The 13,479-nt window shown below is 66.0% G+C and carries 13 protein-coding genes; 6 read left to right on the top strand and 7 right to left on the bottom strand.

Annotated elements, in window-relative coordinates; all coding sequences use genetic code 11:
* Positions 1-699 precede the first annotated feature (699 nt).
* Positions 700-1,671, top strand: a complete 972-nt coding sequence (locus D0T12_RS32770) for an NAD(P)-dependent alcohol dehydrogenase (RefSeq protein WP_199487840.1) — start codon at positions 700-702, stop codon at positions 1,669-1,671.
* A 180-nt stretch (positions 1,672-1,851) separates the two neighbouring features.
* Here D0T12_RS32770 and D0T12_RS32775 read toward each other — a convergent pair whose 3' ends face one another.
* Positions 1,852-3,087 (bottom strand): phospholipase D-like domain-containing protein, encoded by a 1,236-nt coding sequence (locus D0T12_RS32775; RefSeq protein WP_117404704.1) that lies wholly within the window; start codon positions 3,085-3,087, stop codon positions 1,852-1,854.
* A 340-nt stretch (positions 3,088-3,427) separates the two neighbouring features.
* Between D0T12_RS32775 and D0T12_RS32780 the strand changes: the two genes are divergently transcribed.
* The gene (locus tag D0T12_RS32780; RefSeq protein WP_117404706.1) at positions 3,428-3,601 is read left to right on the top strand and encodes a hydrophobic protein; all 174 of its coding nucleotides are present in this window, start codon (positions 3,428-3,430) and stop codon (positions 3,599-3,601) included.
* 386 nt (positions 3,602-3,987) lie between these two features.
* On the opposite strand, the gene D0T12_RS32790 is transcribed toward D0T12_RS32780, so the two are convergent.
* Complete coding sequence (locus D0T12_RS32790; RefSeq protein WP_117404710.1) at positions 3,988-4,383, bottom strand: ATP-binding cassette domain-containing protein; 396 nt, start codon at positions 4,381-4,383, stop codon at positions 3,988-3,990.
* A gap of 719 nt (positions 4,384-5,102) precedes the next feature.
* Positions 5,103-5,321: a hypothetical protein gene (locus D0T12_RS35685; RefSeq protein WP_117404712.1), complete on the bottom strand. Its 219-nt coding sequence runs from the start codon at positions 5,319-5,321 to the stop codon at positions 5,103-5,105.
* Between the two features lie 1,481 nt (positions 5,322-6,802).
* Here D0T12_RS35685 and D0T12_RS35120 point away from each other — a divergent pair.
* From D0T12_RS35120 to D0T12_RS32810, 4 genes are all read left to right on the top strand, one after another.
* The gene (locus tag D0T12_RS35120; RefSeq protein WP_147339731.1) at positions 6,803-7,363 is read left to right on the top strand and encodes a hypothetical protein; all 561 of its coding nucleotides are present in this window, start codon (positions 6,803-6,805) and stop codon (positions 7,361-7,363) included.
* Positions 7,348-7,527 carry a hypothetical protein gene (locus tag D0T12_RS32805; RefSeq protein WP_117404714.1) on the top strand — a complete coding sequence of 60 codons (180 nt, stop codon included), beginning with the start codon at positions 7,348-7,350 and terminating at the stop codon, positions 7,525-7,527. The genes D0T12_RS35120 and D0T12_RS32805 overlap by 16 nt, the downstream gene beginning before the upstream one ends.
* A gap of 597 nt (positions 7,528-8,124) precedes the next feature.
* Complete coding sequence (locus D0T12_RS35690) at positions 8,125-8,265, top strand: hypothetical protein (protein WP_158581722.1); 141 nt, start codon at positions 8,125-8,127, stop codon at positions 8,263-8,265.
* 181 nt (positions 8,266-8,446) lie between these two features.
* The gene (locus D0T12_RS32810; RefSeq protein WP_158581723.1) at positions 8,447-9,610 is read left to right on the top strand and encodes an amidohydrolase family protein; all 1,164 of its coding nucleotides are present in this window, start codon (positions 8,447-8,449) and stop codon (positions 9,608-9,610) included.
* A gap of 287 nt (positions 9,611-9,897) precedes the next feature.
* Here the strand turns inward: D0T12_RS32810 and D0T12_RS32815 are convergent, their stop codons facing one another.
* The 4 genes from D0T12_RS32815 to D0T12_RS32830 all read right to left on the bottom strand — a co-directional run bounded on the left by D0T12_RS32815 (position 9,898) and on the right by D0T12_RS32830 (position 13,112).
* On the bottom strand, positions 9,898-10,770 hold the full coding sequence (locus D0T12_RS32815; protein WP_117404718.1) for a PhzF family phenazine biosynthesis protein: 873 nt from the start codon (positions 10,768-10,770) through the stop codon (positions 9,898-9,900).
* 53 nt (positions 10,771-10,823) lie between these two features.
* Complete coding sequence (locus tag D0T12_RS32820) at positions 10,824-11,333, bottom strand: pyridoxamine 5'-phosphate oxidase family protein (RefSeq protein WP_117404720.1); 510 nt, start codon at positions 11,331-11,333, stop codon at positions 10,824-10,826.
* Positions 11,334-11,916: 583 nt separating this feature from the next.
* Positions 11,917-12,654 (bottom strand): hypothetical protein, encoded by a 738-nt coding sequence (locus tag D0T12_RS35125; RefSeq protein WP_147339732.1) that lies wholly within the window; start codon positions 12,652-12,654, stop codon positions 11,917-11,919.
* On the bottom strand, positions 12,651-13,112 hold the full coding sequence (locus tag D0T12_RS32830; RefSeq protein ID WP_117404724.1) for an RNA polymerase sigma factor: 462 nt from the start codon (positions 13,110-13,112) through the stop codon (positions 12,651-12,653). Before D0T12_RS32830 ends, D0T12_RS35125 begins: the two co-directional genes overlap by 4 nt.
* Positions 13,113-13,479: the final 367 nt, after the last annotated feature.

A 13,479-nucleotide genomic window follows, 5' to 3' on the forward strand; every position in this document is an offset into this window, starting at 1 on the left:
TTGGGTAGGTATGTCGTAGCGCAGCGTGTTAGCCTGGTGGGGAACACAATCCGCTTATCGGCTTCTCGCTCGTGAGCGACCTGGGTTTTCGCAGGTCAGTACAGCGCTCAGGCGTTGTGACCTGAAAAGCGGAAGGTCGGCGGTTCGACCCCGCCCCTGCCCACCACCCAGCCTCTGAACAGCCAAAACGCGTTGCGGAGGCGCTTAATTCTGACTCCGACCGCCCCTTAGGCGGATGTACAGCGCTCGAACACCTTCCGCCTATCGATTCCGATCGATCCTGGACCAGCAGCACGCTAGCCGAGCTCCTCGACCGTGCCACGTAACGGCTACCGCGCACGTGGGCGACCTTGGTCCCACACGATCAGCGGCATGAGCGGACGCCCTCCGTTCCGTACCCGGGGCGCCCCGGTGATGATGGGCCCGGACGCGACGGGTTATCGCACGGACCGGGGCCTTGCCCCCGTGCTCGATGGGGCCCTAACTTTGGCGGCGACCCGGGTCGGCTCCTCGCCAGGGTTGCCGCTCTGCACATGTCAGCATCGACGAACTCCTCGCCACTCGGTAATCGGCCCGCCCGCCGAGATGGCGCAATGTGGCAGGTTTCCTCACCTGAACGAGCCCGATCGCGGTGCGCACCCTCTGTATGACGCGTGGAGAGGCCGGATTCTTGTTGTGAACGGCCGTTAGAGTTTCGCCATGAAGGCTGCGGTGCACACCATGTACGGCCCACCGGAGGTTGTTCGGATCCGCGACGTGGACAGGCCGGTGGCCGGGGATCGCGGCGTGCTTGTTCGGGTGCACGCGACCACGGTGAACCGGACGGACTGTGCCTACCGGGCGGCCAGGCCCTTCTTCATGCGGTTCCGCACCGGCCTCACCCGGCCACGACGGACGATCATGGGGACCGAGTTCGCCGGCGTGATCGAGGCGGTCGGCGACGGCGTCACCTCCTTCGCGGTCGGTGACCGAGTGTTCGGGTACAACGAGGGCGCGTTCGGGGCACATGCGGAGTACCTGTCGGTTCCGGAGAACGGTTCGATCGCTACCGTGCCCGCGGGCGTGACCTTCGAGCAGATCGCTCCCGCGGCCGAAGGCGCGCACTACGCGCTCGCGTTCATCAGACACGCGGCGACGCGCGCCGGTCAGGATGTCCTGGTCTACGGCGCGACCGGTGCTATCGGCTCGGCGGCCGTACAGCTATTGAAGAGTCACGGCGTGACCGTGACCGCGGTATGCGCCGGGGAGCACCTGGCCTTGGTGCGGGAGTTGGGTGCCGATCGGGTCATCGACTACACGGCCGGGGACTTCACCAAGGACGAGCAGACCTACGACGCGGTGTTCGACGCGGTGGGCAAGAGCACGTTCGGCCGCTGCAAACGGCTGCTGAAGCCCGGCGGGGTGTACGTGTCCTCGGAGCTGGGTCCCTGGGCCCAGAACCCGATCCTCGCCCTACTCACCCCGGTGCTGCGCGGCAGGAAGGTGAAGTTCCCGTTCCCGCAGGACAACCAGGAGATCATCCGCCATCTACAGAAGCTGATCGAGTCCGGAGCCTTCAAGCCGGTCGTCGACCGGCATTACCCGCTGGACCAAATCGTCGACGCCTACCGGTACGTGGAAACAGGACAGAAGATCGGCAACGTCGTGATCACCGTTGCACCAAAACACTGATCCTGCAAACCGGAGGAACCCTCCAAGTATTACATGTCCACCATCGGGACGATCTGCATCGCCTCCTACAACGACACCCCGCCTCAATGATCAAGCAGCCGCGATCGATAGCGGCATGAGAATGTTCTGTACCCGCGAAAATGCGTCTGTGTCGCCGGGCTGGGAGGGGCGCGGGTGCGGTTAGAGGAAGCGGCGGATCGGTGTGATGGCCAGTTCCTTGGCGCGCTGCCGTGCCGGGCGTCGTTCCCACTGGCCGGGCGTGATGGCCTGGCTGCGCTCGAGGTCCTGTTCGAAGTGGGCGTCGAGGGTGGCGGTGAGGTCACGGTCCAAAACCGCGAGCATGACCTCCTCGTCGTGGTCCATGGAGCGGCGGTTGAAGTTGGTGGACCCGACCAGGGACACGATCCCGTCCATGGTGACGATCTTGGTGTGCAGCATGGACGGCTGGAACTGGTGGATCCGCACCCCGTCCTCCAGCAGTGAGGCGTAGTGGCGCTGGCTGGCCAGGCGGCTGACGCGCTTGTCGGCGTGCGGGCCCGGCAGCAGGATCTCGACCTGGACGCCGCGGCGCGCGCACTGGGACAGCAGTTCGGTGAAGTAAGGGTCGGGCGCGAAGTAGGCCGTGGCCAGCCGTAGCCGCTGTTCGGCCAGCTCCACGATGACCCGCATCAGGGTTTGCATGTCCTGCCAACCGATGCTGGCCGATCCCCGCACCACCTGGACCACGGCCTGCCCGGCCGGGGGTTGCGGCACGAACCGGTCGCGGTCGTCGAACAGTTCGTCGTGGCATTCGGCCCAGTTCTGGGCGAACGCGGCGGCGATCCCGTCGACCGCGGGCCCTCGGACCTCGAAGTGGGTGTCGCGCCACTCGTCCGGGTTGCGGGCGTCGCCGCACCATTCCTCGGCGATGCCGACCCCGCCGGTGAAGGCCAGTTGCTCGTCGACCACCAGCACTTTGCGGTGGCAGCGGTGATTCTGTTTGAAGGGCGACAGGTAGGCGGGCTTGCGGAACCAGGCGACGATGACGCCGGCCTCGCTCATCCGCTCCACCAGGTCCTTCTCGATCTGCCAGCTGCCGATACCGTCCAGCAGCAACCGGACCCGCACACCGGCGCGGGCCCGATCGGCGAGCGCGTCCGCGAACCGGCGCGCGATGTCACCGCGCCAGTACACGTAGGTCATCATGTCCACGGTGCGCCGCGCGCTCGCGATGCCGTCCAGCATCGCGGGGAAGATCTCGTCGCCGTTGCGCAGCGGCAGGACGGCGTTGCCCTCGGTCGCCGCCACACCGATCAGCCGCTCCAGAGCACGCCGGACGTGGAGACTTCGATCCTCGCCGGACGCGGTTCGGCGAGCCTCGTCCAGCTCTGGCACGGGGCGCGCCGAATCGTCCGGACGTTGGCGCGACACGGTCATCTGGATCTCCCTCCGCGGCGTTGAGCACGTCCGCCCGTCGCGGCCGTGTCCGGGACGAGCCGCCCGAAGACGCCGCACTCGACCCAAATGCTCGGGTTTGTCGCCCACACCTTATGGCCGCCGCCGGACACAACGGACCGGCTCCCCCGGTCTTGGGCGTCTGCCTTCTCCAGCCCCTCGTGCCGGTGCCGTCAAGCGGGCAGCGGCGTCTCCCGCCGCATGTCCCGAACCGTGAAGGCGGCAACACCGAACCAAGTGATTCGAAACCGTGACCTGTGATCGGCGTGAATGCCGGCTCGCCGGGGAGATTGCGCGCCGAATGCTAAACAAGGAGGTTCACATGCCCTGGCTGATGATTCTTGTTCTCCTGCTGGCCCTCGTCCTGCTGGGCGCCGGCTTCGCGCTCAAAGTCCTCTGGATCCTCGCGGTGATCGTCCTGGCACTGTGGCTGCTCGGCTTCGTCGCCCGTGGCACGGGCGCATCCGGCAGGCGCGGCCGCTGGTACCGCTGGTAACGCCCCCTCGATCCGCAGGACGGGGCGGCGACCAGAGCCCTGACCCCTCGACTTCATCGATGCCCCATCCCGGCCGCTCCGGGTCGGCGCCCCGATCCGGGCGCCGACCCGGTGGGAGGCCGCGGTGTGGGAAACGGCGCTAGGGGCAACGAGTCTTCGCAAGGAGAGATGGACTTGGCGGCCCACGTGGAGGGCGGGCGCAAGTACGAGACCGACAGCGGCTTCACCCTTTCGGATCCGCGAGACGTCCCCCCGGTCCGAGCGCCGTCGCCACCCCCGCAACTACACCTTCACCACCCCTTACTACGACACCCTTGACCTGCGGCGGGCTCGTCGCGGCCTCACCCTGCGACGACGTACGGGCTGCACCGACGACGGCTGGCACTTCAAGCCGACCAAGGCCAGGGGCGGTCTGGACGAGGGTCAGCAGCCTGCCGGAGCGGTCGGCGATCCCCCTCCCCGCGAGCTCGCCGATCGTTGAACAGGTTGAGGATCCGCGCTTGCAGGGAGAGGACGAGGGCGCTCACCGGCTCGTCGCAGACGATCAACCGCGGCCGCATGACCATGGCGCGGGCGATCGCGATGCGCTGTCGCCGGCCGCCGGAGAACTCGGTCGGATAGCGGTCCAGCGCCGTGGCCGGGAAGCCGACGCGTTCCAGCGCTTCGGCCATCCGGTTCCGGACGGCACGGTCGTCGAGGGCCCGCTGGGCGCACAGCGGCTTGCTGAGCGTCCGGCCGATCGGCTTGACCGGGTTCAGTGAGCCGTACGAGCCCTGGAACACCGCCTAAATTTGGTTGCTCAACTCCCAGCGCTCAGCCAGCCCCAGTGATGTCGCGGCCGTCGAAGGTGATCGACCTCCGGCGACCGGGACCAGGCCGAGAATCGCCTTATCAAGCGTCAACTTCCCGGAGCCGGACTCCCCCGCCGGGCCCACGATGCGTCCGTGACCGGCGGTCAGCGAGACACCGCCCAGCACGGTGACCGATCGGGCGCTGGCGCATTCGTCCATCACGTAGGGGCAGCGCGCCGCCAGATGGCAGCCGGGCGGCCACTTCCCGGGGCGGGGACACCGCCGAGATCGATGCCGGAGGTCACGCCGACCTGCACAAATGGCCCGCGTTTGTGTCAACCAGCCACCGAGCCCAGCCCGCCGCCGCCCCTTCACCGCGTCGGCGCCGCGACCGCGGGAGAACTCAGGCAGCCGGATCCACCGCCCCCCCATTGGGGTCCTCGCAGGGCGGCAGCCATGTCGGCACTCACAGAGCACCGCCTTGAGAGTCATGGCGACGGTGCCGCCCGTGCCGGTCTGCCGCCGAAACCACACATGGCACGCCTCCATTGGCCGCGGCTGTTTGGCCGGCATCGCGGTGTTGCGTTCCGGGTCGGCGGCCTGCCACGACCTCGGCCGGACCTTACTTCTCCCATACCCCGTTCACTGGGTGGCACAAGTGCCGATCCTCACCGAGCCCGTTCAGCAAGCACCAGACGTGCGCAGTCTTATCAGCGCCCGGTGCACGCGCCCTCGATCACGACGAGTTCACTGCTGTACCGGGCGTGGAGCCGGACCAGGACGAGGTGGACGGTCACCGTCCGTCGGAACGCCCGTCCGCCGCACACCAGCACTCGCGGGTCGTTCAGTTTGCCGAACGATTTCGTCGTAGGCGTCGTTCTGACCTGGGCGATAACGTCGCCGGCATGTGTGATGTGCGCGTACTCCACACTTACCTACGTCACCTGGCGGAGCAACTCCTTCAGGATGCTGGGGCGGGGTGCCGCTCGGCAAACCCCGTTACGACGACCTCAAGGCCGCAGTAGCGCAGATCCTGGGGTTCACCCCGAACGCGAGGAAAAGAACAGCGTCGCGATCGCCTCCAACGCCTCCTTCAGCGAATGGGCAACCCCTTCTCCGATCCCCGCCTCTGTGCCACCATCATTGACCGACTCACCTTCAACGGCACCATCAGCGAAAACGGAAGCGAGTCCTACCACCTCGCCCACTCTGAAGCCCGCCAGCACCTCGTTTCCACCCCGCCGACCCCACGTGTCCTGTAACGACGGACCTGAGGCAGGGCGAGTCCCCGACCTACGGTGCTTCGGAGTGAGTGGCAGTGCAACGTTCTCTTGCATTCGAATTTGAGGCAATTTCGGATCGGCGGGCTCGGTGCTGTTGGAGTCGGGTTCGTGCTGACGCTTCGTCGCTCGCCCCTGTCCCCCCGAGACGCGCTCGGGCTTCGACAGGCGAGAACGGGGTATCTCCCGGCACATGACCCAGGGTGAGGAAGTCGTGGTCTGGGTTGTAAACGCGTCTGTGAAAACCCGTCGCAGATTACGCGCCAGCATCCAGACTCCCGTGAGATCCGGACACCGCTCCGAACGTTCCTTACCGCTGGCTGGCAGAAAAAGAATGTCGTCGGTCGCATCTCTCGTGGCGTGCTGCGCCCCGACGACACGATCAGCGACCTCAAGCCGCTTTGCGTCGAGCCTGAGCCTCGACCTCTGGTTGCGGGCCCCCCGATACCCGTCCCCTGATCAACCTCAGCCGTGGCCTGGACCTCCAGCTTCGCTTTCCGCCCACAAGCCTCCAAGCAATGCACGATCAGGTGTACGCGCACGTACACCTGATCCTGCTTGGTCGAGTGTGTATGAGTCGTATGGGGGGGTCGGCGTCGAGGTCATGTGCTCGGGGCTCCCCGGGTGATCGCCCACCCCCACCCCGAGAGCGAAGGAGTCGCTCGGCGACGCCGGGATGTTCGCCGATCGCGACGACCCGATGCGTGGATGGCGCCGACCTCGACCGCTGGTGCATGGCCGTCGAGCGGCTCAACTGGCGTCTTCCCCTGCGGTAGCGACTGTGGTATTGAACACGCATGAGGCCACCTCGGAATCGTCGGCGGAATGATCGCAGTCGAGCACGAGAACACGTTCACACTCGGCGGCCCAGGCCCCAACGGATGCGGCTCTTCTGGCGAGAGACAAGTAGATCACTAAAAGCCCTATTGATAGGCCTAGGAGCAGCGCTGATCGCAGCACCGTTTGTTGCAGTACTTGAGGACATCGGGCGCAATGAACTTGGCCCACCCAAGGCCATTACCTCTCCCATCCAGTCGCCACAGAAAAGTTCTCCCACTCCAGTCCTCGCGCATGTCAGGGTAAATTACGACCCCGACTCTGGATGGATCATCCCAGGAGAAGGAAGGAATGTGGACGGTCTACCAAAAACCGCCGAAGAAGCGAATTCTTGGAACCAGGAGGACTGGAAGAAATGGGTACAGGCCCACAACGGTGTTGCCAGTTCTGCCGCCAATGCTGTGTCTGTAACCGTGTCGGGCAGATCAGCCAATGCTGTTGTATTGCGAGAGCTTACGATCTCCATTCACGAACGCAAGCCGCCACTCGCGGGCACACTGGTCAAAAGGGGTGGCGCAGGAGGAATTCACCCTCGTCGCTTCTACATAAGGTTGGATCGCCGCCCTCCGGACGCTGAACTGATAATAGCAAAACCCGGCGGGGATCCAGGCGATGACCAGACGGTCAACTTTCCATACCAGGTATCCGAATCCGAGGTGGAAGAGTTTGCACTTTATCCAATCACGGAAGCGTGTCTATGCGCATGGAGTGCAACCCTTCACTGGGACGCCGACATGGGCGGCAATCAACGAATCGCCGGTCAATCGCAAATCGACGACAATGGGCGACCCTTCCTGGCTACCCCCACGTCGAACGCTACGGGCCTCGTCCGAATTCCATGGCTGAGCGATTGATCTTCACCGACCTACGCCGCATCGCCCAAGCACGCCGCATTCCCGCTCTGCAGCACCCTGAGGACCACGATGTCGAGGCCCGCGCCTACGACAACGCCGCAGCCATCACCGAACGCGACACCAGCATGATCCATGTCCTTACCGCCCATGCCCCTACCGGGTGACTCCGCGCAGAGACCGCTTCATGGCTTTGAGCTGGCTCCTGAGATTCAGTAACGGTCTGGCGTGCCTTGCATGAGTGGAGGGCCGGTCAGTGGTGGATCGTGCTCTCAGCAAGGGGCTGCCCCAAGGAGGTTCGATTCTCGTCGGGCAGTGGGTCGCCGGCCTTGGATGCAACGCCCATCCTGCTGTTGCTAGAGCAGCCGAGGAAGCGGACGGTGTTTTGCTCAGGTCAGTTGTGCGGCGGAGCGATTGGCTGAGACGCGTTCGTAGACGGCGGCGCGTCCAACGTAGAAGTCGGCGGCGCATCGTGGAGTGAGAGTAGTCGGCGTCGGTGTTGAGCGAGGCGTGTCCGCCCATGGCTGGGCCACGGTCGCTCTTTCTGACTCCGGCCGTCGTCGGTGTGGTTCGGCTGGGCCGCTGGCGTCGCTCCTGTCGTGGTCGGGACGGCGCCGGTCGTCGACTCCGCGACGACCAAAGTTGTGATCGCTGTAGACCTTGGCTCGTATCAGCCGGCGCCCCGAGGCCGACACACTCATTCCATGTGGGGATTCATCGGAGTATTCATGATGATCCAGGGCTTTGGGTCGGCCATCGCCACAATGTTCAGTGACGACGCGAGGTTCGGGTTTCTGCTGAAGTGGGCGCACGACTACCAGCCGTTCGTCGGCATCGCGACCGGCCTCCTCGGGATCGGAGTGCTCGTCCTGGGCGAGCGCGGTAAAAGCGCGAACGGCGGTTAACGATCAGGGTCGGATCCCAGCGGAAGGCCGCACGGGGACCACACCCGTGCGCTCAGGCAGGACCAGACCACATAACGAACTCTGGAGCGGAGGGCGGTTCGGGATGCCTGATCGGAGGACGCCGGATCAGCCCTCGCCTGGCGTTGGCCGTGCGCGTCGACTGCTTGGTAGTCGGCTGGCCATGCGGCTGCTGTCCGCCGGGCTGGTGGCCGGAGCGGTCACCACACCCGCCTCACAAGCGGCCGTCGTGCCGCAGGGCACACCAGTGGTGAACGCGGGTAACACTTTCGTCATTCGCGACGCCCGCATATTCGATGGGCAACGGTGGATCGAGCGTGGCTCAGGGCATGTGGTACGCGGTCGCATCGCGTCGGTCGGCCGTGCCGTTGTGCCGCGGGGCACCCCGGTGTACGACGGGCGCGGCAAAACCGTAATGCCCGGGTTGGCGGACGCGCACGTGCACACCGATGATGAAGGGCGACGCGACGCACTGCGGTTTGGCGTCACAACGCAGCTGGACATGTTCAGCGACGTCGATGGCCTCGCGCAGTTGCCTGCGGCCAAACGGCTGCGCCGGTCGCTCAAGCGCACTGACCTGGCAGACCTGTGGTCGGTCGGCATCGGAGTGACCGTGCCGGGCGGGTATCCCATCGCCCTCGAAATTCCGCGCCTCACGCCTGGCACGAACCCCGGTCGGTTCGTCGCCGACCGGATACGGGAGGGCTCGGACTACATCAAAATCGTCGTGGAGGACGGCAGTATCAACAGGCCGCTGCCCACCCTGACCCCGCAGCAGGTCCAGGCGGTGGTCACGACCGCGCACGAGCGCCGGCGACTGGCGGTCGCGCACGCCGAGGCGATAAGGAGCGCCAAGATCGCGATGGACGCGGGTGCGGACGGCCTGGTTCACGTGTTCCGCGACACTGAGGTCGACACCGCGCTAGTCAGTGAGATTCGAGACCGCGGCACCTTCGTCGTCGCGACCCTGGCGGTGTTCGACTGCGGCCTGGGCGCCAACGACCTGTTGGCCGACGAGCGCGTGGCTACGTATCTGTCCGAGGCGCAGATCGCGACCCTCAAGAGCCGGAACCCGGGATGCCAGCGCAACCCCGACTGGCACCGGATCGCGATGGAGAACGTACGTCGGCTGCATGCCGCCGGTGTGCCGATCCTGACCGGCACGGACACGCCGCTGGCCGGCACCGCGCACGGCGTCAGCGTGCTGGCCGAGGTCGAGCGGTTCACCTCCGCCGGCATGACCGCGCAGCAGGCCTTGGCGACGGCGAACCGGTCGAGGGCTGGTTTCTCAAGTCGTGTGGATTCGAGACGGGCACCGCAGCACTGATCGAGCAAGCCTCGACAGGCTGGCCGAGGTTGGGACGACCGCTCGTCGACAGTCTGGAACACAGCGAGTTCCATAACCTGGTGGAACTGCGTCCCGGCGGCCGAGACCGATGGGAGACCCGCGTGCTGTTCGTCTTCGCCCCGGACCGGGCCGATGCTTCTCCGGGGTCGCACGCGGGTTTCCAGCGGCGAGAAAGCTCAGCAAGGAGTTGCTTGGTCTGGGTGGACAGCTCGGCAATGCGGGTCTTGCCGGAGCCGGGCTGTGTCTCGAAGTCGGTTCTCCTAGCGTCAGGCGGGTTGGGCTGGGATGCGGACTGCGGCGCCTGAGACGCGGACGCGGGGGTCGCCGTCGCGGAGTTCTACCGTGAGGAGTCCGGGGCGGCCCATGTCCTCGCCCTGGTGGAGCGTGAGCGTGGCGGCGGGGGCGATTTCGCCGAGTTCCCGGAGGTAGGCGCCGAACGCGGCCGCCGCGGCGCCGGTGGCTGGGTCTTCCACCACGCCGCCGACCGGGAACGGATCGCGGACGTGGAAGACGTGCTGCGACGCCCGCCACACCAGTTGGACGGTGGTCAGGTCGTGCCTGGTCATGTAAGTGGCGAGGCGGTCGAAGTCGTAGTCCAGATCGGCCAGGCGTTCGCGGGTGGCGGCTGCGAGGACCAGGTGGCGGGCCCCGGCGTAGGCGAAGCGGGGCGGAAGAGCGGGGTCGAGGTCGTCATTGCCCCAGTGCAGGATGTCCAGGGCTTCGGAGGTGTCGGAGGCCTCTTCCAGGTACGGCTCCACGCTGGTGAGGGTCGCGTGGAGGACGCCGTCGATCTCGGCGACCTCGACGGGGACGGCGCCGCTCTTGGTGGCGAACGTGAAGGCGCCCGGCCCTGTCCGTTCCGCTAGGGCGACCGCGGTGGCGACGGTGGCGTGGCCGCAGAACGAGACCTCGGCTTTGGGGCTGAAGTAGCGGAGGGTGAAGGCCTTGCCCGGCTCGGTGAGGTCGTCCGGTGGTGGGGTGAGAAATGCGGTTTCCGAATAGCCCAGGTCGGCCGCGATCGCGAGCATGGCGGCGTCGTCCAGGCCGGACGCGTCCAGGACGACCCCGGCCGGGTTGCCTCCCGCCGGGTCGGTCGCGAAGGCGGTGTAGTGCAGTACGTCGCTGCTCAGGTCGGTCATGCCGCCATCGAACACCAAGGACCGACCAGCTGGTCAAGTGGGCGATTTGCCTCTTAGAAGCGCCAGCGGGTTGCGCTGAATCCCTTCTCCTTGCCGAATGCGAAGACCACCGTCGGCTCGACCGCGAAGATGTAGCGGGGATCGGCCAGCTCGGTGTCGTCGGGGGCGTAGAACTCACCGTCCTGGACGAATGGATGCCACCACGGATATTTGGTCGGGAACAGGTCCGCGACGCGTCGCAGTCGGTCGGCGTCCCGGACGATGTGCGCGGTTCCTTCGACTACCAGGTCGATATCGTCGGCGGGGACGGTGATGGCGCAGCTATCGTTGTGTTCGAGGTAGCGGGCCTTACGCGCCTCTCGGTGTGTGTTGAAGTAGACGGCTCCCTCCAGCCAGACGGCCAGCACCGGCACGACATGCACGCGCCCACCGGGGCCGGACGTCGCCACCAGATAGTCCTCGCCTCCGGCTAACCGTGCCCGGGCGTCCGCCCAGGTGAGGGACGTCAGAGGACTGCCGCTGGGACTGGACAATGGCTCGGCGACCGGCTCCGGCTCCGTCATGACCGCTCCTTAGATTCTCGGATCACTCAGGCACACGGTAACGCCGTGCGGCGATGAAAGCACCGAACCGGAGGACCTGTGAAACTCTTCTCGTGGCGAAGTCGCCGCAGCCTCGGTCGTCCTCGGCGCGTTGACGGCCGTCCCGGCGATGGCGAAACCCGCCGCGGCCGTCCCGTCGCAATGCAGCGTTTCCCGCAACTTCAGCATTGCGTTTAGCTCCTGCCTCGGCGGAGCTGGAGAGCACCGGATCATCTGCTTTTACACCCACCACATTCCGGGCGTGGCAACCATCATCGGCTACGGGCCAGGGAAGCCGATCGGCGAAACGTCCGGCGCCTACTGCCCCCGGGACAGGGTCACCAACACCTTCGTCGAGGTCCACTGACCCACCCAGGGTGGCCAATCTTTGGTTGTCGTGTCTCTGTCGTGGCCTGGTTCTCTCGATGGCGGCGCACGTGCGGGGCGTACCGGACGATGGTTGTGCTGGACGGCCGTATGGCGCACGCGGGCCCTGCGCCACACGGTCGGCAGGACGACACAAGTCGACCTTTGCCTCCCGACAGCGGGGTCTCCTTTCTTACGGTCAGTTCTTCTGCCATCCACGCAGGTCGAAGTTGCGTACTCCACCGGGAATGGGGTTTCCTCGTTCGTCCAGCAAGGTGAGCTTCGCCCACGTGGCGCCTCCGGGTGCCGTGATCGCGGAGTAGCGGGGACCATTCAGGTCGTCCGGACGAGGGACTGTCGATGCGATGCGCGGTCCGCCCGCCGACGTGGTGATACGCACACTGCGTACCCGGGGATGGAAGGCGCCGACGACGACCCAGTCACTTGTGCGGTCATCCCTACGCCCGAGGCGCGTGGCCAACCAATCAGCCTCGTCGGGAGACGTGGGTCCGATCTGCTTGCCGTGGCAGCCGTCCTTGGTCGGCGATCCTTCGAAGCCGACCCCGGCGGTGTCCCATTCGGCGCCGATCGGGTTCCGCCGCTTTGAGACCAACTCGACGCCGGGCATGGGATTTCCGCAGACATCCCTGTGGAATGTGGGGACCAACCAGTACTCGTCTCCCCCGGACTCTCCGTGGAGGATCGCATGCTCGGTGGGGAGTCGTGCGACGGTTCCGGGTCCGGAATGGAGATAAGCGAAACCGAGTGTCGGTACGGCAAGCGCGGTCAGCCCGGCTGCGAGGACGACGCGGCGACGACGGCGGGAAGCACGTTCTGGCCTGATGGGGAGGGTATCGACCGTCATGGCGACTTTGGTCAACGTATTGCGCAGGTGGGCGTCGAGTTGGGGGTCTACGGCGCCGCTTCGTTCGTTCATTGGATCACCTTCCTGAGTCGATCGAGGGCGCGCTTGAGGTCGGACCGGATGGTGCTCGGCGGCCTCGCGAGGAGTTCGGCGATCTGGATCAGCTGCATGTCTTCGTAGAAGTGCAGGACGATGACGATCCGCTGCCTGGGCGGCAGTTGCTTGATGAGTCGCCAGGTCTCATCGACTTCGGGAATGTGGGTCGTGGGCTCGGAGACCCGTCGGCCGCGCTCGCGGAATCGTCGCCGGTGCAGGTCGTTGGCCCGGTTCACCACGGCACGTTTGAGATACGCGGACGGCTTGTCGATCTGCTCCCAGTTCTCACACGCCGTGGCGAAGGCGGCCTGAACGAGGTCCTCGGCATGCTCACGCGACCCGGTCAGCAAGAAGCCCAGACGTACCAAGTCCGGCCGCTGCTCTCTGTACACCCGTTCGAGGTCAGGCGGATCCGTTTTAATCGTTTCCGTCATGCCTTCTCTGTCGTGGCGGCGTGCGCCGACGTTGCAGTCGACACCGACCGGGCCGCAACCGCTGTCTCAAGAGAAACCACGGGATCGACAAGTCGACCGGTTGAACGAGTCGAACACAGGGCTTCGCGACCCTCTTGACCCGGAAGCCTGGCGGCGGTTCGCGCGAACCTGTGTGTCACATCGTGTCCCCATTCGCTCGGACAAGCGCCCGGACGGTGGTGAAGGTAGGCGGGGGGAGTGCTAGGTCCTGTTTAGAAAGTCCTGGTTCGGGCGGCATGTCGCGCCTGGATACGAGTGAGGTCTCCGGTAGATGGATCAACGACCAAGAAGACCATCACCACCGGAGACCTCGTGCCCAGCGTACCGA

The organism is Actinomadura spongiicola (genome assembly GCF_003432485.1).
Classification (GTDB): domain Bacteria; phylum Actinomycetota; class Actinomycetes; order Streptosporangiales; family Streptosporangiaceae; genus Spirillospora; species Spirillospora spongiicola.